Here is a 22,422-nt window from a genome sequence, read left to right on the forward strand (position 1 = left end):
AGGGATTGTATGAGAACTACAAATAAAAGAACAAACAAAAGAACTAAGAGTAAAACAAATAAAAAGGTAGATAAGAACGAATCTTTATTGATATCTGGTCTTATAATACTTTTTGCGTCCATATTTTTGCTAATTTTTGCAAATAGTGATGCAACTGGTGTTTTTGGCAGATGGATAAAGAGCAGTCTTGTCTACCTTTTTTCTATTGGATACAATATATTTTTATTCTATTTAATGGCAATATCTTTAGTATTATTAATACCAAAGTCGAGGAAATATGCTAGCAAATTGATTATATCTTTAAGCATAGTCTTCCTAAGCCTTTTAGTTATATTCGACTCATCGACAGTAGTCATGAGCTCATTCTCTTCGCACGTCTCACAAGCGACAGAGCTAGCAAGTGAATTAAACTCAGGCGGGCTTATAGGCGGAGTAGTAGGTTACTTGTTCTACAGGCTTTTTGGTGGCGTTGGAACAGTTATCGTTCTAGTTATTATCAACATAATTAACATATATACATTAACTAGCATCAACAGAGCTGATATAGTTAAAACAACAGATAATACTATGAATAAGCTTCAAGATGGCGTTGAAAATAGCATAGAGAAGATTAAAGTAAAGAGAGAAGAGAAGAAGAACAGAAAGATAATGTCTTCTGATGACATATTTAATGACGAAGATGATGTAAAAGCTATAGACAATGTTAATAATAAGACTTCAAGTCATAACGATATTAAGATTGAAGGCCTTGATGATGGTCTTTTCGATATAAATATTAATGACTCATCAAGGGCTAATAGCCTTGACACAATTGATAAGCCAAGTGAAGATAAAAAAGCAAATGAGGATAAAAAGCCTGAGAGAAAAGCTAAGCCTAGTAAAAAAGAAAGTGAAAAGACAGAAGATACTGGTGGAGAAATTGATATAGAAAAAGAAATTCATAATGAAGACATAATTCATTACGAATTTCCATCACTAAATCTTCTAAAAGAAGTTGAAGTAAGTAACACTAACTCAAAGGGCAGAGAGATTAAGGACAATATCAAAATTATTCAAGATACACTTAATAACTTTGGCGTCGATGCAAAGGTAATTGGCGTTAACAGCGGTCCGACTATTACCTCATATGAAATAAGTCTAGCAGCTGGCGTAAAGGTAAGTAAGATACTAAGCCTATCAGATAACTTAGCTCTAGCACTAGCAACGACTGATATAAGGATACTTGCGCCTATACCAGGCAAGAGCGCAGTCGGCATAGAAGTGCCTAATAAGCATAAGGATACACTTCTACTAAAAGAAATTTTGGATAGCGATGAATTTAGAAATCTAAAATCAAAATTGCCGCTTGCTCTAGGAAAAGATGTTACAGGCAATACCATCATCAGTTCTATCGCCAATATGCCTCACTTACTTATAGCAGGGGCAACGGGTTCAGGTAAGAGTGTTTGTATCAACACCATAATCATGAGTATACTTTACAAGGCAAGACCTGATGAAGTTAAATTAATCATGATTGACCCGAAAGTTGTTGAATTAAACGTTTATAACAATATACCTCATCTATTGATACCAGTAGTGACAAACGCTAAAAAGGCGCAATTCTCACTAAATTGGGCTGTTCAAGAGATGGAGAGAAGGTACCAATTATTCGCAAAGAACAATGTTAAGGACATGCAAAGCTATAACGAGCTTGATACTATCACTGAAAAGATGCCTCAAATCGTTATAATTATAGACGAGCTTGCTGACTTAATGATGGTTGCTGCAACAGAGGTCGAAGATGCTATCTGTAGACTTGCTCAAATGGCGAGAGCGGCGGGCATGCACCTAATTGTAGCGACACAAAGACCTTCGGTCGATGTAATTACAGGAACAATAAAGGCGAATATACCTTCGAGAATTTCCTTCCAAGTTTCCTCGCAAATAGACTCAAGAACTATACTTGACATGAGCGGTGCAGAAAAACTACTAGGCAAGGGCGATATGCTTTATTACCCATCGAATTTATCAAAGCCAATCAGAGTTCAAGGCGCCTTTGTCAGCGATAAAGAGGTTAAGAGTGTTTGCGACTTCATCAGAAATCAAGGTGAAGCAAACTACAATCAAGAAGCGGTTGAATCCATCACAACAAATAACACTAGCCAAACAATGCAAGATGATAAGGATGAACTTTATGATGAAGCAGTTAGGCTTGTTGTAGCTGATGGACAAGCGTCGATATCATACTTACAAAGAAAGCTTAAGATAGGCTACTCACGTGCCGCGAGAATCGTCGATCAAATGGAAGAGATGGGCGTTGTTAGCGGCTACGATGGATCAAAGCCAAGAAAAGTACTTATTGAAGAGGAAGACTTAGAAAATTTATACGGTGAAAGCGGTGACGGACTTGAATAAAGTATTTATACTTACTATGGGATGCTCGAAAAACGATGTAGACTCAGAAACTATGGCATATAAATTAAAGAATCATGACTACACTATAATAAATAATCCAAATGAAGCTGATTATATAATCATAAACACTTGTTCTTTTATAAATGCAGCGAAGGAAGAGTCGATAGAGGCTATCTTTGATATGATTAATCAAAAAAAGGAAGGCGCCAAGATTATAGTTAGCGGCTGCCTTGCTCAAAGATACTCAAAAGAGTTAAAAGAAGAGATTCCTGAGATAGATATAATAGTTGGTACAGGTAATTTTCAAAATATTTCCGAAATAATTAAAGAATACGAAGATAATAATGATGATGTCTACATCGATAACATCAACGCAGATATTGAATATATAGAGAAAGATGCAGCAGACATTACTGAATACGTCAAGATAGCTGAGGGCTGTAACAATAACTGCTCTTACTGCATAATACCAAAGCTTAGAGGCAGACTTAGATCGAGGTCCATTGATGACATAGTTAATGAGATTAATCACTTATACAAGCTTGGCACGAGAGAAGTTATACTTATCGCGCAAAATACAACAGATTACGGCATGGACATATACTCAAGGCCATCTTTAGATATGCTTTTAAAAGCGATGCTTGAAAGGACTAAAATGCCTTGGATAAGAATTATGTATCTATATCCAGATAATATTACTGATGAATTAATCGAAACATTTAAGTCATCAGATAGGATACTTAAGTATATGGATATACCACTTCAACACGCATCAGACCACGTTCTTAAGATGATGAATAGACATATCAATAAAGATGAAATTCATGATTTAATCACAAAACTAAGGACTAATATAGATGATTTAGTTTTAAGAACTACCTTCATAGTTGGCTTCCCAGGCGAAAGAGAAGAGGATTTTGAAGAGCTACTTGATTTTATTAAAAAAGAAAAATTCGATAAGCTTGGCGTCTTTGAATATAGTGATGAAGAAGGCACAAGGAGCTACTCTTTTAGCGAGAAGCTTGATGAAAAGACTAAGAGAAGTAGAAGAGACGAGATTATGGATGCGCAAATGGATATTTCCAGAGAGAGTCTTGAGAAGAGAGTGGGAACAGTTATGAAGTGCTTAGTTGAAGACGGTGAAGCTGGCGAATACACTTTAAGAAGCTTTATGGATGCTCCTGATGTCGATGGAGTAATTTACTTAAGTAGCGATGAGGAGCTAAGCCCAGGTAGTTTTGTAGATGTCAAGATTACAGAAGCACTTGACTATGACTTAAGAGGTGAAATTTATGAACCTAGCAAATAAAATTACAATGTTTAGGATATTCTTATTACCATTTTTTGTAATAAGCTGTTACTATGATCAAAGCGGCATATCAAGTCTTGCAATATTCCTTTTGGGATCTTTTAGTGATTTTCTTGATGGACATATAGCCAGAAAGTACGATATGATTACCGATTTTGGTAAGTTCATAGACCCCATAGCAGACAAGATCCTTGTACTAAGCGCCTTCATCATGTTTATAGAAAGGGGCTTCGTTGAGCCATGGGTAGTCATAGTAGTTTTATTTAGAGAATTACTTATCTCGGGCTTTAGGATGCTTGCTGCAAAGAAAAATATATCCATAGCAGCCGATATCTTCGGTAAGCTTAAGACGACAACACAGTTTTTTTCAGTGATATTTTTCTTTTTAACAATAATCTTGATTAGTGGTAAAATGTATATAATAGGAAAAGTTTTGCTATATATATCCGTAGCACTAACAGTCTTATCAATGATAAATTATCTATATAAAAATAGGGAAGTATTCAATGGAACAATGCAATAAGATTATTGAAATATTAAAAGAAAATAATTTAAGCATTTCAGGCGCTGAATCAATAACAGGAGGCCTTGTATCGAGCGAGCTAGTTAAGGTAGCTGGCGCATCAGATGTCTTTTGCGGAACATTGGTTTCATATCAATCATCGGTTAAGATAAATACACTAAAGGTGGCTAGCGACTTGATTGATAAATATACTCCAGTATCTATCGCAGTACTATCGGCCATGCTTGATGGAGCTAAGGCGCTCTTCGCTAGTGACATTGTCTATGCTATAACAGGAAGCGCTGGACCAACATCATATGACGGGATTCCAGTTGGGCTTGTTTACTATGGACTAAGCTATAAAAATCATCAATATTTACATAAAAAGATTTACAGCGGCTCAAGATGTGATATAATAGAAGAAGCGAAGAACGATTTAATCGATTTAATATTAGAAATAATAAGTAAATAATAGAGGTGAAAAAATGGACATGAACGAAAAAGAAAAAGCTCTTAATGAAGCTTTGAAAAAGATTGAGAAAGATTTTGGCAAGGGCTCAATAATGAGACTTGGCGACCACGCTAAGCTTAATATTGAAAGCATCCCAACTGGCTGCTTGTCACTTGACATGGCTTTAGGCATTGGTGGTATACCAAAGGGAAGAATCATCGAGATTTACGGACCAGAATCAAGTGGTAAGACTACTTTAACACTACATGTAATAGCAGAATGTCAAAAGAAAGGCGGCACAGCTGCTTTCATAGACGCAGAACACGCTTTGGATCCTCAATATGCAAGAAACTTGGGTGTTGACATCGATAAGCTCATAGTGTCTCAACCAGACAATGGTGAACAAGGTCTTGACATTGCTGAAGCACTTGTTAGGAGCGGTGCTGTTGATCTAGTTGTTGTTGACTCAGTTGCAGCCCTTGTACCTAAGACTGAAATCGAAGGAGCTATGGGGGATGCGACTATAGGTCTACAAGCAAGACTTATGTCACAAGCAATGCGAAAGCTTTCTGGTGTTATATCAAAAACAAATTCAACAGTAATATTTATTAACCAATTAAGAGAAAAGATTGGGGTCATGTTTGGCAGCCCTGAAACAACTACTGGTGGTAAGGCGTTGAAGTTCTATTCATCAGTTAGACTTGATATAAGAAAGTTTGATGTAATCAAGCAAAAAGAAGAGACTTCCGCAGGTGGTAAAAAAGAGGATGTAATCATAGGTAATAAAGTTCGTGTTAAAGTTGTTAAGAACAAAGTTGCTCCTCCATTTAAGGTAGTTGAATTTGATATTATGTATGGTGAAGGAATATCCAAGGAAGGTGATATCTTGGATGTTGCGGTTAGCAAAGGTATAGTTGACAAGGCTGGTGCATGGTTCTCATACAATGACGAAAAGCTTGGTCAAGGAAGAGAAAATGTTAAACAATTATTCAAAGAAAAACCTGAGCTTATGGAAGAGATAGCATTAAAGGTTAGACAAGCTTGCAAAAGAGAAGACGAAGTAGCTGTAGAAGAAGCAGAACAAAACACAGAAGAATAAGTTGATATAATGAAATTTGTATTTATAACAGATACACATATAAAAGAAAAAAATCCTATAAATAGACTTGATAATTATTTTGAAACGGTAATTAATAAGATTGACGAAACTGCTCACTTTGCAGTTGAAAACAATGTTAATTTTATAGTTCACGGTGGAGATCTTTTTGATACTCCAACCGTTTCAACTATTTGTCTTGTCAAATTTAATAGGATTCTTTTTTATTTAAAAGAGCATAATATAAAATTTTACATCGTTAGCGGCAATCACGACATCTATGGGCGTAATCCTGATACGCTTCCTAGAACGCATTTAGGCTTACTCGAGTCATTTGGCGTAGTTAAGATGCTTGATAGAGAAAGTACCATTGAAGAGAACTTTGCTAATGGTAATAGCATTAAAATCATAGGCACGCCATATATATACAAGATGGACGCTGAAGATAAAGAAGCCTATTTATTAAGTGAATATGATAAGAAAGATGGCGAGTTTCTAATCAATGTTGTTCATGGGATGCTATTAGAAAAGCCATTTATAAAAGAGATAGAACACACTGTTGTTACTGATATAATCAATACTAAGGCCGACCTTACACTTTCAGGCCACTATCATACAGGCTTTGGCATAATTAGTCTCAATGGCAGGACCTTTTTAAATCCAGGTTCACTTACAAGGTGCTCAAACACTACTGAAGAGTACAAGAGGATGCCTCAGTATGCCTTAATCAAGATCAATGATGATCTAAAGCCAAAGATTGAGCTTATTGATGTAAAGTGCGCAAAACCTGGATATGAGGTCTTAGATAGAGAGTATATCGAAAAGCACAAGAATGATAAATTAGAAGTTCTTAATTTTGAGAACACCATAAAAAAAGCTGCTGACTTTGATAAGTATGACTACTATAGCGTTTTCGAAGAGATTATCAAGGCTGAAGGCGTTGAAAAAGAAGTTATAAATGAGGCGAAGAAGCGTTTAGAGAAAGCGGAGGAAGATATTCATGGTCAAGATTAATAAGATAGATCTAATAAATTTTCAGTCGCATAAATTCACTTCGCTTGACTTTGATGATGGACTAAACGTCATCGTCGGACCATCTGACAATGGCAAGACAGCTATACTAAGAGCGATACGCTGGGTACTTTTTAATGAGCCACAAGGCATGGGCATGCTAAGGAACAACGAAGACTTTGTTTCAGTCAGACTTTACTTTAACAATGACTACTCGGTTGAAAGAAAGCGCTCAAAAAAAGAAAATCTATACATTATTTACAATGAAAAGACTGGCGAAGTTCAAGAGTTTAACAGCTTAAGAACAGGGCTTCCACCTGAAGTATCAAACGTGATGAAGATAAAAAAGATTACGCTTGATAAGTCTAATGATATAAACTTCAATATACAGTTTCAGCACGATGGACCCTTTATGTTTAGCTTCACAGCGACACAAAAGTCGGCCCTTATCGGCAAGATGTATAATTTAGATGTTGTTGACAAAGCCATTGACGATACGAACAAGGATATAAAATCGCAAAAGTCTGATATCAAGAGAATAAATGAAGAGATTAAAGAGCTTGATGAAAAGATATTAGCATATAAGGATATTGAAAAGGAAGAAAAATTACTTAAGGATAGAGAGGAAATTACTAAGAATATAGAAGACTCAGTAGAAAAATTAAAGCTGATAAATTCACTTAAAGCTAGACTTGATGATAATAAGCAAAATAAAGACTATTTACTTGAAAGAATAAAGGACTTCGACAAAGTGTTATCAAACGAAGCGCTTATATTGAGCACGGCGAAGGCTTACGAAGTTTTGGAAAGCTACAAAAATTACAAGACAAAGCTCGATAAGATTAAAAATGAAATTAATAATACTGAGGCTATTTACAAGAAAAGTAAAAATATAACAGAAAAGCTCGACATTGACAATACCATAGTCAAAAACTTAAATGCATTTACTAAGCTAAATGAACTCAAAAAGCGTTTGGATGATGTATCAGCATCCATTGACAAGGGTAGATACTTTATTAAGGATAACGATGAAAATCTAAACAGAGACTTAAAAGAGTATACAGAGCTATTAATAAAGCTAAAGAAGTGCCCATATTGCAACTCGGACGTTGATAAGGCACATATTGACATGATAGTTAAAGAATATTTATAAAGGTGATATTATGGATTATACAAGTAGACTTGAGGCCTTGAAGGACAGTTTAGACAAGGCAAAACTGAATAAGGTTAAGTACGAAGAAAGGCTTAATATACTTCTTAATGATAGGGAGAATATCCTTAAAGAGATAAAAGCGCTTGGTATTGAGCCAGAAAATCTTGAAGCAGAGATAAAGAATTTAGAAAATAAAATAGCTACAGACATTACTAAGGCAGAGGAGCTTTTGAAAGACAATGAATAATTACGCTTTAGAGATAGACAGAATTAAAAAATTTAATAAGTCTCTAGAGAACAAGATTTTGCAAGACAAGACCAAGAAAGAGATGCTCCTTGAGAAGAAGGCATCGCTTGCGAAAGAGGCAGAGCGCCTTGACGAGAAGAACATGATTTTCGAAAAGACCAAGCTGCTTTTAGAAAAGACGAGTGACTACGCTAGGAAACAAGCTATAAAGAGCATTGAGAATATGGTTACGGGCGCGCTTCACGAGATATTTGTTTCGCAAAGCAAGTTCGTTATAGAAGAGAAAAGTATCAATGGTAAGGTAGCTGTTGACTTTTTTCTAGAAGACGAGGTCGATGGCGAGAAGATCATGACAGACCCACAAGAGCAAAGAGGCGGGGGCTATGTTGATATAATCTCACTTGCACTGCGCTTCGCCATGATAGAGGTTTTTAATCCCAAGATTGAAGGACCGATACTGCTTGACGAGCCAGCAAAATTCGTTTCAGAAGACTACATCTACAATGTTGCTGAATTTTTATCCAAGGTAAGCGAAAGCTTCAACAGGCAGATAATCATGGTTACGCACTCAAAGTATCTATCGAACATTGGCGACAAGACCTTTGAAGTAATTAAGCGCGACAATGTTTCGGAAGTAGTGGAGAAGTAGGCTTATGATTATTAAGATCTTAATTGGATTCGTAAAAGTAATCTTTATGATAGTGTTTTTCCCTATAGTATTACTTCTATCTTTATTTAATAATGATAAAGATACTAAGCATAAAAAAGCAAAGAAGCAAGATAAAGACGATCTTGCTTGGATAGATAGACTTGAGGAGCTAGACGCACTTATAGAAGACTAATTGAATATAAAAAACAATGGCTATGATTGATTTCATAGCCATTTATAATGTAAAATTATTTTATTTTTTCTAAAACAATAGTTTTAATTCTATCTAATTCTTTTTTTGCTTCAGCTTCATTATTTGCTCTTATCGAGAAATAGAACTTAATCTTTGGCTCAGTACCCGATGGCCTGATTGCTATCCATGAGTAGTCATCGATGTAGTACTTAAGCACGTTTGACTTATCTAGACCAGTTTCATCATTTAAGTAGTCGACTCTCTTAATAAATTTAAGCCTATCGATCCCCGTCTTGTAATTTTTTCTGAACTTATCCATAATTTTAGCCATCTTGTCCTTGCCGTCAAGTACTTCAAAGACTATGGACTCTTGCGCTTGAACGAAGTAGCCGTACTTTTCGTAAAGACTATTTAAATGATCCAAGATATTTATATTTTGCTTTTTATAATAAGCAGTCATTTGAATAAGAATCATAAAGGCGTTAACAGCGTCTTTGTCTCTTACAAAATCTCTATAGACATAGCCGATGCTCTCTTCAAAGCCAAATAAAAAGTGCTTGTCACTCACAGTTTCAAAGTCATTAGCAAGCTTACAGATATTCTTAAAGCCGGTCAAAACGTCAGCCGATTCAAGACCATGGTCCTCGGCAATGGCTTTCGCAAAATCTGATGTAACGATGGACTTAACAAGATATGAAGTTTTTGACACTTTTGTATGATTAAGAATAAAGTCAAGCATAAGAGCTCCGACTCTGTTGCCATCCAAAATCATATATTCATCATCTTTTTTCACAGCCATATTAATTCTGTCGCAATCAGGGTCGCTTGCGAATATCGCGTCAGCATTTTTTTCTTTCGCAAGCTTTATAGCCTCGTTAAATGCTTCTTTAAACTCAGGATTAGGGTAAGGGCAGCTAGTAAAGTCAGGGTCAGGATGCTCTTGAATTTTAGGTATATGATAATTTGTGAAGCCAAAGTCCTTAATCACTTTGACAATAGGCTTAAGACCAGTACCATTAAGAGGTGTGTAGACAAAATTTATATTTTTATCCATATCTACATCCATTTTGATAGAGTAGAGGTCCTTATAATAAGAGTCAAAAAATTCATCGTCAATCATTTTTAGATATTTATCATTTTTCTCTCTAATAGAAATTTTATCAAAGTTTACAGATTTCATCTTGCTTTGCACAAGCTCAGCCATTTCCTCAAGTATTTGAGATCCGTGCTCGTTGTAGACCTTGTAGCCGTTGTAATCCTTTGGATTGTGGCTCGCAGTAACCATAACCCCAGCAGATGCCTTGTAATGCCTTATGCCGTAGCTCACGAAAGGCGTTGGAAGAGCCTCATCAAATAGATATACCTTTATGCCTTCATTTGTGAAGATGTTTTTGCTAAGATGAGCAAAGCCCTCTGACATATGTCTTGTATCGTAGCCAATGACAACAGATGGCGCATCAAATTTTTCTTTTAATACTAGGGCAATGGCTTTGGCAGCAAGTTTAACTGTGTAGACGTTCATCATGTTTGTGCCGAGACCAAGCTTACCCCTAAGGCCAGCCGTTCCAAAGACAAGATCACTCGCAAAATTGTTTTTAATTTCATCTTCGCTCATCTTTTTAAGAGCCGCATCGTCCTTAGTGCTAATGCTTGAGTAGCTTAGCCAGGAGATATATCTTTCGTTTGCGCTATTAATCTTAAGTTTCTTTTTATTTGATAATAGATAATAATTAACGCCGCAAAGTTTAGCTAGCTCATCCATTAGCTTAAGCAGCTTTTTCGTTTCAAGCTTTGTTTCAATATAGACACTTATAAACTTATAAGGTCTAGTAAAGTCAGAGCTCTTAGTAGAATTTAAGGCATTTTCATCAAAATATTTTAATATAGCCTCACCATAATCTTGAGAAAGAATTTTAAGCATAAGCTCATACGCTTCGTAATAGCTCTTCACCTCATAAGACTTGTCATTTATATATATATAAGAAAGGATAAGTCCACTTTTGTAATTAGCGTAAGTGAATTTGTATGGCTTAGTTGCAATGGTTTTTGTATATGATTTATTATCTTTTGCGTTTTGATCGTCGTTCTTATTTTTGAAATTCAGTATTTTACTCATTGAATCACTCCTTCATATCTATATTATAATACATATGGGGGAGATAAACAATAAAAAAGATCAAACTAAAACTAGTTTAATCATATATGGCGGGAGTATGTGCGAATCGAACACACCTATGAAGCTACAAACCCCACATGCACGGTTTTGAAGACCGGAGAGCCCACCAGGACTCATCTACCCCCAGACTTATTTATTATAGCATAATTAAAGCTATTTTACAAGTATTTTATATTATTAAGACATTTTTTAGAAAAAATAAAGAAAATTTAAAAAAAGTCTTGCTATTTCTATAAATTTATGGTAAAATATCAATGTTATGAAATTTGGAGGTGAGATTATTGGCAAACATTAAATCTGCGAAGAAAAGAATATCAGTTATTAAAAATAAAACTTTAGTAAATAAATCTAGAAAGACTGAGCTTAAGAACCTTATAAAGAGATTTGAATTATTGGTTAACGAAGGCAAAACAGATGAAGCTAGAGAAGTACTTAAAGTTATAGATAAAAAATTAAAGAAGGCTGAACAAAGAAACTTATTCCACAAGAATAAAGTAGCTAGAAAGATGAGTAGATTAACTCACAAGTTAAATAAGGCTGTTTAGTTAGAAGAGACCTTATTGTCTCTTTTAACTAAATTAAATTTTTTAAAAAATTTTAAAAAAACCCTTTACAAATTAGAATTCTTGTTGTATAATGGTAAGGTAGTTTTGGACCATTAGCTCAGGTGGTAGAGCAACTGACTCTTAATCAGTGGGTCCAGGGTTCGAGTCCCTGATGGTCCACCACGAAGAAACGTGTATTTGCACGTTTCTTTTTTTATGCTCAAAAGTATTTAATGAGCTTATAAATCAATGTATTTGTGATCTTAATTAATTGACAAATACCTCATTTAATGTTAAGATATTAGCAGGTGATGATAGTGGAAAATTTTGTAATTATAGACGGTTCAAGCTTACTTAACAGAGCTTTTTATGCAATTAGATTATTGAGTAACAAGAAAGGCATATTTACTAACGGTATCTATGGTTTTTTAAACATGCTTGACAAGATTAAGTCTGACTACGATCCAAAATACATCTGCGTGGTATTTGATAGAAAAGAAAAAACTTTCAGAAAAGATATCTATGATGATTATAAAGGCAATAGAATGAAATTTCCTGATGAGCTAAGTGTTCAATTCCCAATACTGAAAGACATTCTTACTAAGATGGGCATTAAGGTTTTGGACAAGGCTGGCTTTGAGGCGGATGACCTTGCAGGCACTTTGACTATGATTGATGATAAGAACGTCAAGAAAGTGCTTATAACAGGTGACAAGGACTACTTACAGCTAATTAAGGACGATACAGACGTTATCATCACTAAGAGGGGCGTAAGTGAGTTTGATACATATAATATAGAAAAGATGAACGAGGTTTATGGTCTTAGTCCCGACGAATTTATCGACTTAAAGGCTCTTATGGGTGATCAATCTGATAATATTCCTGGTATTTATGGCATTGGCGAGAAGACTTCTTTAAAAATACTTAGTGAGTACAGAACTATAGAAAATCTTTATGAGCATATTGACGAACTTAAAGATAATAAGACTAATCAAAGGATAAAAGACGGCAAGGACATGGCCTTTCTATCTAAAAAGCTTGCGACTATAGTTAAAGACGTTGATATATCAATGAACATCGATGATTATAAAATAAACGATGCTAACAATGATGCGCTTAGAGAAATTTTTGAAGAATTAGAACTAAATTCTAGACTTAACTCTCTAGAAGGCAGTAAAAAAATTGAAGTAGCAGAAAATAATTTAGAAGTAGAAATACTTGATGAAGATAATTTAAAAGCTCTTGATAAAATAAAGGATGAATTCATCTTTAACATCACTACTGATACAGATAAATACTTCACTTCAGATATTTTATATATAAGTTTTATACTAGACAAAGTTTATATAATTAAAACTGATAATTTATCTTGCATTAAAAATATTTTAGAAAATGAAAATATTAAAAAAGTTTCACACGATATCAAAAAGGCTTATGTCTTAGCACAAAAAGAAGGTATATTGATTAAAAACTTTGCCTTTGACACAGCCATCGCCTACTATTTAATTGATTCAAACAAATCAAACTATAGCATACAAAACATGGCTATGGACTATTTGCAAAGACAAATAAATTCATTTGACGATATATATAAGAAGGAAAAAATTAGGACTAAAGTGGTTTCAGCCATTGACATGGATGTGGCAAGCGAAGTCCTAAGTAATGAGATCAAGACTATAAAAGATGTTTATCCAATACTCAAGGGAAAGATTGACAGTCTAGACGAAAAAACTCTTTTCTACGATATAGAGCTTCCGCTTAGTGAAGCTTTGGCAGATATGGAATTTACAGGCTTTAAGGTCGACAGAGATGAACTTTTAAGGCTTGGAGAGGAATACGACGAATTTATTAAGGAAAAGGAAAGAATTATATTTAGCTTAGCAGGTGAAGAATTTAATGTGAATTCACCTAAGAAGCTAAGTGAAATACTTTTTGATAAGCTTGGTATTAAGCCTATCAAAAAGACTAAGACGGGCTATTCGACTGATGCGGAGGTTTTGGAGAAGCTTTCAAATAAGCATCCAATTGCGGATCAAATCGTTGAGTACAGAACTTATCAAAAGCTTAAATCAACATATATTGACGGTCTTAAGGACTTAATTGACGAGACTGGCAGGATACACTCCTACTTTAATCAAACAAATACAGCGACTGGAAGGATTTCATCGCAAGATCCAAACCTTCAAAACATTCCTATAAGGACTGAGGCTGGTAGAAAGATTAGAAAAGCCTTTGTGAGCGAGGATGGCTACACACTGCTTGATAGCGACTACTCACAAATCGAGCTAAGGATACTTGCCTATATTGCAAATGATGAAAAGATGCTTCACGCTTTTGAAGAGGGCTTAGATATACACAGAAAAACAGCTTCGGAGGTCTTTGGTATTCCATTTGACGAGGTTGATAGTGAGCACAGAAGTAGAGCAAAGGCTGTTAACTTCGGCATTGTTTATGGTATAAGTGACTATTCATTGTCACAAGACTTAGGGATTTCAAGAAAAGAAGCAAAAGAATACATCGATAATTACTTTGAAAAGTTCTCTGGCGTTCACAAGTATATGAATGACGTGGTTGAAAAGGCTAAGGAAGATGGCTATGTAAAGACACTTTTCAATAGAAGAAGAAATATACCAGAGCTTCAAAATTCAAATTACAATATAAGAGCATTTGGCGAGAGAGTTGCGCTTAATATGCCTATACAAGGCACAAGCGCGGACATAATTAAGATCGCCATAGTTAAGATATTCAATAAATTTAGAGAAGAAGATATAGCTGCTCATATAATTGTAACTGTTCATGACGAAATCGTTGTTGAAGTAAAGAAAGAAGAAGCGGATAGAGTTAAAGACATAATCAAGGATCTAATGGAAAATATTGATGGCCTTGATATGGATCTAAAAGTTGATATCAATCAAGCGGATAATTGGTACGATGCAAAATAATTATATTTTGACTGGCTCCATTGCTTCGGGAAAGTCATCTGTATTGAAAATCATTGCTGATGAAGGATATATGACCATCAGCGCGGATGATGTTGTGAAGGAGCTATATAAGGATGAAGAATTTTTAAAGAGCTTTAAAGAGCTAATAGGCAAAGAATATTTTACCGAAGGCTTAAAGCTTGATAAAGATAAGATGAGATGCGCTATATTTACAGATACTGCCTTTAAAGAAAAGGTGGAAGCCTTTGTGCATCCTCTTGTTTATAAAAAAATCAAAGATATGCTAGTAGATGGCATTAATTTTATCGAAGTGCCAGTATTTTTTGAAGCGAAAAAATATTTTGATGAAGCAAATATTGAGATAAAAGGCATAATCTTTGTAGATATTGATAAAGATATACAAGTTGAAAGACTTATGAGTAGAAACAATATTACTAAGGAAGAGGCTGTGTCTAGGATAGATACTCGTGTTACGAATGATGAAAAGGCTAAGTTAGCTGACTACATTATATTAAACAATTCTACTCATTCTGATTTAAAAATAGAGGTCTTGAAAACTTTGGAGAGAATAAATGAAGAAGCTAATTAAATTTTTAATAAAACTATTCTTAATAATTTTTGTTATTGAGCTAGTTTATCTACATTTTATACCTAGAAAGTATGATGATATCATAGATAAGTACTCTACAGAATACGGTGTAGATAAATCATTTGTCAAGGCAGTTATATTTAAGGAGTCACGCTTTAAGGAGACGGCGGTTTCATCAAAGGGTGCTATAGGCCTTATGCAGCTTATGCCGTCGACAGCTATGTGGCTTATGGACAAGCTAAATATAGATGATTACAGGATAGAAGCTGCTGATAACAATATTAGACTAGGGACATATTATTTGTCATACTTAATGAAGCTTATGGATTCAGATGAAGAGCATGCGCTCCTTGCATACAACGCAGGTCCTGAAAATGCTAAGCGCTGGATAAATGCTGAAGGCTACAATAAAAATGAAATGGATAATTACGTGGATTTCGAAGAGACAAGAAAATATGTAAGAGAAATTAGATTGACAAGAAATATCATTAACTTTATGGATAAGTATGGAATTTTTCTAGATGAGCTTTCAAGTATATTGGAGGACTTTAGCAAATGAAGAAGAAAATATTATTAATATTAGTATTAGTGCTTTGCGTAAGTCTAATTTCTTGCAAGAAAACTGATGATAACGAAGGCGCACAAAACGAGGCGAGTGAAGCTTATCTACTATCTCAAGGAGGCAATATCAATCTGCCTTTAACACCATTTAAGACATTTAATCCTATACTTAATGACAACCTATACTATTATTACTTTAAAGACCTTATTTACTCAAGCCTTTTAGAAATCAATGATGATTCATCATTAAATAATTTGCTAGCGAGTTCGGTAGAAAAGGTGGATGAGAGAACTTATAGAATCAAGTTAAGAGAGGGCGTTAAATTTCATAATGGCAAAGTTTTAAGCGCGGATGATGTTATCTTTTCATATAATTATATCTTAAATAATAAGGATAGGTCCTTTTATTATAATTTGATAAATGACGAAGGAAATAAAATTTTTAATGGATCAGCAAATTTCACTATCAATAGACTTGATAATAACAGTGTAGAAGTTAAATTTGCAAGTGCAAGTCAAAATAATTTGTATAAATTAACTTTTCCTATCATATCAGCAACAGATGACTACAATAATTACACGCCTAATGGCACAGGGCCATTCAAGTTTAAGTCATATGAGAACAATAAATTACTTATCTTAGAGAAAAACAAGTCCTACTTCAATGGTCAAGCATCTATTGACACAGTTACAGGCATAGTTATAGAGAACCCTGCTAATATTGAGGGCATATTCGAAACTGGTAAGCTTGATATATACACAGCTTTTGATTCAAATTACTCAGCGTTTTTAAACAGCTCAAAGTATTCTGTAATTGAATTTCCATCGAATAAGCTTTATTATATTGGCTTTAACCATAAGAAGAAGCCATCAATTGACTTAAGAAAGCTAGTTGAAGCTAGCATAAATAAGGAACTGATCAATAAAGAGGTTTTCTCAAGCAATTTAGCTTTATGCCAAGGCTTTTATCCTGAAGAATCAATTTTTGGCCTTCACGATATAAAAGAGAAAGAGGATTTATCTAAGCTAAGTATAAAGAAGAACGAAAATCATCAGTACGTCGATGAAAATAATAAGCTTATTAAGCTAAGCATACTATATAATAAAAACGACGCGAAGAAAAGAGCGATTGCAAATATTATTTACACACAGCTTGATAACGCAGGCTTTAAAGTAGAGATGCTTGCAAAGGATGCGAGCGAGATTAGCTTTAATGAGAACTATGACATCTATGTTGGTGAGTACCTAGTTAACAACGCCTTTGATCTAAGCTATATGTTTTCAAATAGATCCGCTAATAACTTTATGGGCTACTCAGACGATAGATATGAGGCTCTACTTAATAATTTATATACTAATAAGATAGAATACAAAGAAATAAATAATTTTCTTCAAGATGAAAAGATATATATACCACTTGGATATGAGAAGAATGCTTTAATATTTAAAGAGAATATGATTTTTGATGGCAAGATTAATTTTCAAAACCTTTATTCGAAGATAAAAGATTTAATTATTGTGAGCGCAAAGTCTTGATATTATTCGAATTTAATGTTATAATATTTATTTGTGAAATGGGGTGATTTTATGTCAATACTTAAGACCTTTACTGGAGGCGTTCATATGCCCGAGTACAAGGAATTATCAGAAAAACAAGCTATTGAAGAGCAAAAAGAGCCTAATAAAGTTGTTATTCCACTAAATCAACACGTTGGTGCTGAATGTACGCCGCTTGTTAAAAAAGGCGACTTCGTTAGAGAAGGCCAAAAGATTGGTGACAGCGATGCATCTTTATTTGCTCCTGTTCATGCAAGTATTTCTGGTATAGTTAGAGATATTGGCAAAGTTTACACTACAGGAGGCTGGCTAGTTAATTCAATCACTATTGAAAAAGCAAGTGATGAAGAATTAGAAGCACTAGGCAATCCAAACAGTAGTGAACTTTTAATGGAAGGTTACGGTGACTTTAGAAACTTATCTAAAGAAAAAATCATCGAACTAATTAAAGAAGCAGGAATTATAGGCATGGGTGGAGGAGCGTTCCCATCATTTGCAAAATTACAATCGTCTGATGATGGCACCATAGACACTATAATCATCAATGCTGCTGAATGCGAGCCGTTCTTGACATGTGACCACAGAATGATGCTTGAATATTCAGACAGAATGATAGGCGGCCTTAGGATAGTTATGAAATATCTTAATGTTAGCAGTGCTTACATAGGAATTGAAGATAATAAACAAGACGCTATTGACCTACTAGAAGAAAAATTAAAAGATGACAAGTTCATCAAAGTAGCAGTACTTAAAACTAAATTCCCTCAAGGGGACGCTTATAGAATGGTTGACTCTATCTTAGGTAGAAAAGTTCCTCAAGGAGGAAGAACTAAGAATGTTAATACATTTGTAAGTAATGTTGGTACCTTCGTAGCTATCTACGATGCAGTAACATTTGGTCACGTATCACATAAGAGAGTAGTTACAGTTACAGGTAACGGAGTAAAAACACCTAAGAACATCAACGCATATGTTGGAACATCTATTAGAGATCTAGTTGAACAATCTGGCGGCTTTAATGGCGATGTTACAAAAGTTATAGTTGGTGGACCAATGACAGGTGTTGCTCAATATTCATTAGATACTCCTATATCAAAGAATACATCAGGTATAATCCTATTAACTGATAACGACTACAAAGATGAAGAAGAAAGCCAATGCATAAAATGCGGTAAGTGCGTAGAAGCTTGTCCAGTACACTTAATGCCACTTTATATCTCAAGATATCAAGAGCTAGGCAACCTTAAGATGTGCGACAAATACAACGCTCAAAGCTGTATTGTATGCGGATCTTGTTCATATGTTTGTCCTGCAAAGAGATTCTTAGCTGAAAGAATTTCAGTAGCAAAGAGAGAGATAAAACAATCTCTAAGAAGATCTAGATAGGAGGGAAATATGGAAACAAATAAAAATTTACAAGAAGAAAAGCTTTACAGAGTAAGCTTAGCTCCATATTTGCGTTCTAAGGATACTACTCAAAAGATGATGCTAGACGTTATCATAGCATTACTACCAGCTTTAGCAGCAAGTATCTACTTTTTCGGTATGAACGCTTTAATGCTAACAGTAGTATCAGTAGCTTCATGCGTTGTAGCAGAAGTACTTATGCAAAAGTTATTCAAAAAGAAAGTTACAGTTAGTGATTTATCAGCTGTAATTACAGGAATTTTATTAGCATTTAACTTACCAGCAAGTGCACCATGGTGGATGCCAGTATTTGGCGGTTTCTTTGCTATATGCATAGTAAAACAAATCTTCGGTGGAATCGGTTCAAACTTTATGAACCCAGCACTTGGAGCAAGAGCAGCTATCATGGCATCTTGGCCAGGACTTATAACTAATTACATCACACCTGACGGAGTAGCATCAGCTACACCACTTCAACTAATGAAGTCAGGTACAACAGCTGAATTGCCATCACTTATGGACATGGCAATTGGTAACATCGGTGGAGTTATAGGTGAAACATGTTCTATACTATTGATTCTTGGCGGAATCTACTTAATAGTAAAGAAAGTTATTGATTGGAAAATACCTTGCTTATATATTTTAACTACAGCAGTATTATTACTAGCATTTGGTGTCGACATAAGCTTATTGCCATACCATATACTTGGCGGAGGACTTATACTAGGTGCCTTCTTCATGGCAACAGATTTCGTTACATGTCCTGTAACACCTAATGGTAGAATCATATTTGCTATAGGCTGCGGTCTAATCACTGCTATAATCAGAATATATGGCGGTATGGCAGAAGGTGTTTCATATGCGATCATACTTATGAACACAGCTACACCATTAATCGAGTCATTAACTACACCTAAGGTATTTGGGGAGGTTAAGAGCAAATGAAAGAAACATTAAAACTTGGTTTAATATTATTCATCATTGCAGCTTTCTCTGGTGGAGTTTTATCTTACACAAACAGTTTGACTAAGCCTATCATAGACCAAAGGGAATATGAAGAAACTCAAGCTGCTTTCAAAGAATTAATTCCAGAAGCTGATAGCTTTGATCAGCTTGATGCAGCAAAACTTGAAAGCTTAAAGAGTGAAAATAAAAAGATTCAAGATATATACGAAGCGAAAAAAGATGGTTCAGTTATAGGATACACATTCAAAACTTCTGGATCAGGTTATGGCGGAGACGTTGTTATATTAACAGGCGTTGCAGAAGATAAGATTACTAAGATACTTGTTTTATCACACAAAGAGACACCATCACTAGGCGATAGAATCGAAGATGATGAGTTCAAAGATCAATTTGTTGATAAAGATGCAAGCAATGAATTAGTTTTATCAAAGAGCGCTTCTGGAGAAGAAATACAAGCTATATCAGGCTCAACTATCTCCTCAAGAGCAACTGTAGAAGCTGTTAATCAAGCAATTGACGCATTAAGTAAGATAAAGTAGAGGTGCGAGATGAAGATATCAAAAATATTTAAAGACGGTATGGTTGACGGCAACCCAATATTGTCACAATTAGTTGGTCTATGCTCAGTACTTGCCATCTCTAGTACTCTTAAAAACTCAGTTACAATGGCAGTTGCTGTAATGATAGTTACAATCCTATCGAACATATTTATTTCTTTATTAAGAAAGATTATTCCTTCAAAGATAAGAATACCTATATATATAGTTATCATAGCAACATTCGTTACTATCATAGACTTAGTATTACACGCATATTTACCAGATATGTATAAGCAACTAGGCTTATTCATTCCACTTATCGTAGTTAACTGTATGATACTTGCAAGAGCAGAAAGCTTTGCATCAAAGAACAACGTTTTCTACTCAATGATAGATGGTTTTGCATCTGGTCTAGGTTATGCTATCGCAATATGCGCATTAGGTTTTGTTAGAGAATTAATAGGCGCTGGATCAATCTGGGGCAAACAAATCTTCCAAGGAGCTAGTTTATTTGTACTTCCTCCAGGAGCATTCATTGTTCTAGGTATATTCGTAGCCATCTTTAACATTTACTTATTAAAGAGCAAAAAGAAGGAGGAAAACTAGATGGGAACAATATTTAAGATTTTAATTTCTACAATTTTTGTAAACAACTACGTTTTCGCTCAATTCTTAGGAATTTGTCCGTTCCTTGGTGTTTCAAGTAAGGTAGAGACAGCTACAGGTATGAGTGTGGCTGTAACATTCGTTGTTACACTTGCTTCAATCATAACTTATTATGTACAAATACTATTACTTAACCCATTTAACTTAGGATATTTACAAACAATTGTATTTATACTTATCATAGCATCCTTAGTACAATTTGTTGAAATGGTTATAAAGAAGATATCACCAGCACTTTACGGAGCTATGGGTGTATTCTTACCACTAATCACAACAAACTGTATGGTACTTGGTGTTGCTATACTTAACATTCAAAGTGAATACAACATATTTGAAGTAATTACAAACGCTATAGGCGCATCACTTGGTTTTGGTTTAGCACTAATACTACTTTCTTCACTAAGAGAAAAGCTTGAACTTGTTGATGTACCTGAGCCACTTAAGGGAATGCCTCTTGCACTAATCGCAGCTGGACTTATGTCTATCGCGTTTATGGGCTTCTCAGGACTAGTATAGGAGGTAGAATATGGAAGTATATTTAATACCTATAGCAGTCTGTGGTATCATAGGCTTGATATTCGCTGTTTTACTATCAATAGCTTCAAAAGTATTTGAAGTAAAACTAGATCCAACTGTAGATAAAGTATTATCTGCACTACCAGGAGCTAACTGCGGTGCTTGTGGTTTCCCTGGTTGCGAAGGACTTGCAAATGCAATCGCTAAGGGCGATGCACCTGTTAATGCATGTCCAGTAGGTGGAGCAACATGCGCAAGTAAGATAGCTGAAATACTTGGTGTTGATGCAGGTAGCTCTGAAAAGATGGTTGCCAATGTATTATGCCAAGGCGATTGCGACAAAACAAAAATTAAATACGATTATAAAGGCATAGAAAGCTGTTCATTTGCATCACAAATATCAGGCGGACCAAAGTCATGTGAGTTTGGATGCGTTGGTTGTGCATCTTGTGTTAAGGCATGTCCATTCGATGCTATAGAGATGAGAAATGGTGTTGCATTTGTTCTAAAGGATAAATGTAAGGCTTGTAAGATATGTGTTGGCGTATGTCCAAAGAAAATTATCGAGATGGTTCCATACAAGAGCAAGGTATTTGTTAAGTGTAAAAACACTAATATGGGCAAGAAAGTTAAAGAAGCATGCAGCGTAGGTTGTATCGGCTGCAAGATATGCGTTAAGAACTGTCCAAAGGATACTATAGCTTTTGAAAATAACTTAGCTCACATTGTTTACGAAGGATGTATCAACTGTACTATATGTGCACAAAAATGTCCTACAAAGGCAATTCATGCTGAGAACTTGAAACCAAAGCCAGCAGCTCCAAAGGTTGAAGCACCTAAGGCAGAGGCTCCAAAAGCCGATGCGCCTGCAAAGGAAGAAGCAAAGGCAGCTGAAACTGTTAGCAAAGAAGAAAATTAATCAATATTATCTTTTAAGGGTATGGTAGAGCCAT

22 protein-coding genes and 2 tRNA genes are annotated in these 22,422 nt (G+C 35.0%); 22 read left to right on the plus strand and 2 right to left on the minus strand.

Going from position 1 to position 22,422, the window contains the following annotated elements; translation table 11 throughout:
- Positions 1 to 9 precede the first annotated feature (9 nt).
- Genes BN3004_RS05615 through BN3004_RS05660 form a run of 10 tightly spaced genes read left to right on the plus strand, consistent with a single transcriptional unit; the run spans position 10 to position 9,005 of the window.
- Positions 10 to 2,394: an FtsK/SpoIIIE family DNA translocase gene (locus tag BN3004_RS05615; protein WP_058260223.1), complete on the plus strand. Its 2,385-nt coding sequence runs from the start codon at positions 10 to 12 to the stop codon at positions 2,392 to 2,394.
- Complete coding sequence (gene rimO, locus BN3004_RS05620) at positions 2,378 to 3,703, plus strand: 30S ribosomal protein S12 methylthiotransferase RimO (RefSeq protein ID WP_242854199.1); 1,326 nt, start codon at positions 2,378 to 2,380, stop codon at positions 3,701 to 3,703. Before BN3004_RS05615 ends, rimO begins: the two co-directional genes overlap by 17 nt.
- A complete protein-coding gene (gene pgsA / locus BN3004_RS05625) occupies positions 3,687 to 4,226 on the plus strand; it encodes a CDP-diacylglycerol--glycerol-3-phosphate 3-phosphatidyltransferase (protein ID WP_058260225.1) in 540 nt (179 codons plus the stop codon). The genes rimO and pgsA overlap by 17 nt, the downstream gene beginning before the upstream one ends.
- Entirely contained in the window at positions 4,210 to 4,677 is a 468-nt protein-coding gene (locus tag BN3004_RS05630) for a CinA family protein (RefSeq protein WP_058260226.1), read from the plus strand. The genes pgsA and BN3004_RS05630 overlap by 17 nt, the downstream gene beginning before the upstream one ends.
- A 19-nt stretch (positions 4,678 to 4,696) precedes the next feature.
- Complete coding sequence (gene recA / locus BN3004_RS05635) at positions 4,697 to 5,755, plus strand: recombinase RecA (RefSeq protein WP_058260692.1); 1,059 nt, start codon at positions 4,697 to 4,699, stop codon at positions 5,753 to 5,755.
- 9 nt (positions 5,756 to 5,764) lie between these two features.
- Entirely contained in the window at positions 5,765 to 6,766 is a 1,002-nt protein-coding gene (locus BN3004_RS05640) for a metallophosphoesterase family protein (RefSeq protein ID WP_058260227.1), read from the plus strand.
- Positions 6,753 to 7,916, plus strand: a complete 1,164-nt coding sequence (locus tag BN3004_RS05645) for an AAA family ATPase (protein ID WP_058260228.1) — start codon at positions 6,753 to 6,755, stop codon at positions 7,914 to 7,916. The genes BN3004_RS05640 and BN3004_RS05645 overlap by 14 nt, the downstream gene beginning before the upstream one ends.
- A 10-nt stretch (positions 7,917 to 7,926) precedes the next feature.
- Positions 7,927 to 8,163 (plus strand): hypothetical protein, encoded by a 237-nt coding sequence (locus tag BN3004_RS05650; protein ID WP_058260229.1) that lies wholly within the window; start codon positions 7,927 to 7,929, stop codon positions 8,161 to 8,163.
- Complete coding sequence (locus BN3004_RS05655; RefSeq protein ID WP_058260230.1) at positions 8,156 to 8,812, plus strand: hypothetical protein; 657 nt, start codon at positions 8,156 to 8,158, stop codon at positions 8,810 to 8,812. The genes BN3004_RS05650 and BN3004_RS05655 overlap by 8 nt, the downstream gene beginning before the upstream one ends.
- 4 nt (positions 8,813 to 8,816) lie before the next feature.
- Complete coding sequence (locus tag BN3004_RS05660; protein ID WP_058260231.1) at positions 8,817 to 9,005, plus strand: hypothetical protein; 189 nt, start codon at positions 8,817 to 8,819, stop codon at positions 9,003 to 9,005.
- Between the two features lie 55 nt (positions 9,006 to 9,060).
- On the opposite strand, the gene BN3004_RS05665 is transcribed toward BN3004_RS05660, so the two are convergent.
- Together BN3004_RS05665 and BN3004_RS08395 are read right to left on the minus strand one after the other, a co-directional pair.
- Positions 9,061 to 11,121, minus strand: coding sequence for a phospho-sugar mutase (locus BN3004_RS05665; RefSeq protein ID WP_058260232.1), 2,061 nt, complete (start codon positions 11,119 to 11,121; stop codon positions 9,061 to 9,063).
- A gap of 87 nt (positions 11,122 to 11,208) precedes the next feature.
- Positions 11,209 to 11,306 (minus strand) — tRNA-Sec (locus BN3004_RS08395).
- A 156-nt stretch (positions 11,307 to 11,462) separates the two neighbouring features.
- Here BN3004_RS08395 and rpsT point away from each other — a divergent pair.
- From rpsT to BN3004_RS05725, 12 genes are all read left to right on the plus strand, one after another.
- Positions 11,463 to 11,726 carry a 30S ribosomal protein S20 gene (gene rpsT / locus BN3004_RS05670; RefSeq protein WP_058260233.1) on the plus strand — a complete coding sequence of 88 codons (264 nt, stop codon included), beginning with the start codon at positions 11,463 to 11,465 and terminating at the stop codon, positions 11,724 to 11,726.
- Between the two features lie 107 nt (positions 11,727 to 11,833).
- Positions 11,834 to 11,909: transfer RNA gene (locus tag BN3004_RS05675), tRNA-Lys, on the plus strand.
- Between the two features lie 134 nt (positions 11,910 to 12,043).
- A complete protein-coding gene (gene polA / locus BN3004_RS05680; protein ID WP_058260234.1) occupies positions 12,044 to 14,668 on the plus strand; it encodes a DNA polymerase I in 2,625 nt (874 codons plus the stop codon).
- Positions 14,658 to 15,257, plus strand: a complete 600-nt coding sequence (coaE, locus tag BN3004_RS05685; protein WP_058260235.1) for a dephospho-CoA kinase — start codon at positions 14,658 to 14,660, stop codon at positions 15,255 to 15,257. The genes polA and coaE overlap by 11 nt, the downstream gene beginning before the upstream one ends.
- Positions 15,241 to 15,816 carry a lytic transglycosylase domain-containing protein gene (locus BN3004_RS05690; RefSeq protein ID WP_058260236.1) on the plus strand — a complete coding sequence of 192 codons (576 nt, stop codon included), beginning with the start codon at positions 15,241 to 15,243 and terminating at the stop codon, positions 15,814 to 15,816. Before coaE ends, BN3004_RS05690 begins: the two co-directional genes overlap by 17 nt.
- Positions 15,813 to 17,354, plus strand: a complete 1,542-nt coding sequence (locus BN3004_RS05695) for an ABC transporter substrate-binding protein (protein ID WP_058260237.1) — start codon at positions 15,813 to 15,815, stop codon at positions 17,352 to 17,354. The genes BN3004_RS05690 and BN3004_RS05695 overlap by 4 nt, the downstream gene beginning before the upstream one ends.
- 51 nt (positions 17,355 to 17,405) lie before the next feature.
- Entirely contained in the window at positions 17,406 to 18,761 is a 1,356-nt protein-coding gene (rsxC, locus tag BN3004_RS05700; RefSeq protein ID WP_058260238.1) for an electron transport complex subunit RsxC, read from the plus strand.
- 9 nt (positions 18,762 to 18,770) lie between these two features.
- Positions 18,771 to 19,727, plus strand: coding sequence for an RnfABCDGE type electron transport complex subunit D (locus BN3004_RS05705; RefSeq protein WP_058260239.1), 957 nt, complete (start codon positions 18,771 to 18,773; stop codon positions 19,725 to 19,727).
- Positions 19,724 to 20,287: an RnfABCDGE type electron transport complex subunit G gene (locus tag BN3004_RS05710; protein WP_058260240.1), complete on the plus strand. Its 564-nt coding sequence runs from the start codon at positions 19,724 to 19,726 to the stop codon at positions 20,285 to 20,287. The genes BN3004_RS05705 and BN3004_RS05710 overlap by 4 nt, the downstream gene beginning before the upstream one ends.
- 9 nt (positions 20,288 to 20,296) lie before the next feature.
- Positions 20,297 to 20,893, plus strand: a complete 597-nt coding sequence (gene rsxE / locus BN3004_RS05715; RefSeq protein WP_058260241.1) for an electron transport complex subunit RsxE — start codon at positions 20,297 to 20,299, stop codon at positions 20,891 to 20,893.
- Positions 20,894 to 21,469 carry an electron transport complex subunit RsxA gene (gene rsxA, locus BN3004_RS05720; RefSeq protein ID WP_058260242.1) on the plus strand — a complete coding sequence of 192 codons (576 nt, stop codon included), beginning with the start codon at positions 20,894 to 20,896 and terminating at the stop codon, positions 21,467 to 21,469.
- Between the two features lie 10 nt (positions 21,470 to 21,479).
- Entirely contained in the window at positions 21,480 to 22,388 is a 909-nt protein-coding gene (locus BN3004_RS05725) for an RnfABCDGE type electron transport complex subunit B (RefSeq protein WP_058260243.1), read from the plus strand.
- Positions 22,389 to 22,422: the final 34 nt, after the last annotated feature.

This window comes from Fenollaria timonensis, assembly GCF_001457835.1.
Taxonomy (GTDB): domain Bacteria; phylum Bacillota; class Clostridia; order Tissierellales; family Peptoniphilaceae; genus Fenollaria; species Fenollaria timonensis.

Bases quoted from the DNA above. Each gene is read 5' to 3' on its own strand.
- BN3004_RS05615 (WP_058260223.1), top strand. From the start codon at position 10: ATGAGAACTACAAATAAAAGAACAAACAAAAGAACTAAGAGTAAAACA.
- pgsA (WP_058260225.1), top strand. From the start codon at position 3,687: ATGAACCTAGCAAATAAAATTACAATGTTTAGGATATTCTTATTACCA.
- BN3004_RS05630 (WP_058260226.1), top strand. From the start codon at position 4,210: ATGGAACAATGCAATAAGATTATTGAAATATTAAAAGAAAATAATTTA.
- recA (WP_058260692.1), top strand. From the start codon at position 4,697: ATGAACGAAAAAGAAAAAGCTCTTAATGAAGCTTTGAAAAAGATTGAG.
- BN3004_RS05640 (WP_058260227.1), top strand. From the start codon at position 5,765: ATGAAATTTGTATTTATAACAGATACACATATAAAAGAAAAAAATCCT.
- BN3004_RS05645 (WP_058260228.1), top strand. From the start codon at position 6,753: ATGGTCAAGATTAATAAGATAGATCTAATAAATTTTCAGTCGCATAAA.
- BN3004_RS05650 (WP_058260229.1), top strand. From the start codon at position 7,927: ATGGATTATACAAGTAGACTTGAGGCCTTGAAGGACAGTTTAGACAAG.
- BN3004_RS05655 (WP_058260230.1), top strand. From the start codon at position 8,156: ATGAATAATTACGCTTTAGAGATAGACAGAATTAAAAAATTTAATAAG.
- BN3004_RS05660 (WP_058260231.1), top strand. From the start codon at position 8,817: ATGATTATTAAGATCTTAATTGGATTCGTAAAAGTAATCTTTATGATA.
- BN3004_RS05665 (WP_058260232.1), bottom strand. From the start codon at position 11,121: ATGAGTAAAATACTGAATTTCAAAAATAAGAACGACGATCAAAACGCA.
- coaE (WP_058260235.1), top strand. From the start codon at position 14,658: ATGCAAAATAATTATATTTTGACTGGCTCCATTGCTTCGGGAAAGTCA.
- BN3004_RS05690 (WP_058260236.1), top strand. From the start codon at position 15,241: ATGAAGAAGCTAATTAAATTTTTAATAAAACTATTCTTAATAATTTTT.
- BN3004_RS05695 (WP_058260237.1), top strand. From the start codon at position 15,813: ATGAAGAAGAAAATATTATTAATATTAGTATTAGTGCTTTGCGTAAGT.
- rsxC (WP_058260238.1), top strand. From the start codon at position 17,406: ATGTCAATACTTAAGACCTTTACTGGAGGCGTTCATATGCCCGAGTAC.
- BN3004_RS05705 (WP_058260239.1), top strand. From the start codon at position 18,771: ATGGAAACAAATAAAAATTTACAAGAAGAAAAGCTTTACAGAGTAAGC.
- BN3004_RS05710 (WP_058260240.1), top strand. From the start codon at position 19,724: ATGAAAGAAACATTAAAACTTGGTTTAATATTATTCATCATTGCAGCT.
- rsxE (WP_058260241.1), top strand. From the start codon at position 20,297: ATGAAGATATCAAAAATATTTAAAGACGGTATGGTTGACGGCAACCCA.
- rsxA (WP_058260242.1), top strand. From the start codon at position 20,894: ATGGGAACAATATTTAAGATTTTAATTTCTACAATTTTTGTAAACAAC.
- BN3004_RS05725 (WP_058260243.1), top strand. From the start codon at position 21,480: ATGGAAGTATATTTAATACCTATAGCAGTCTGTGGTATCATAGGCTTG.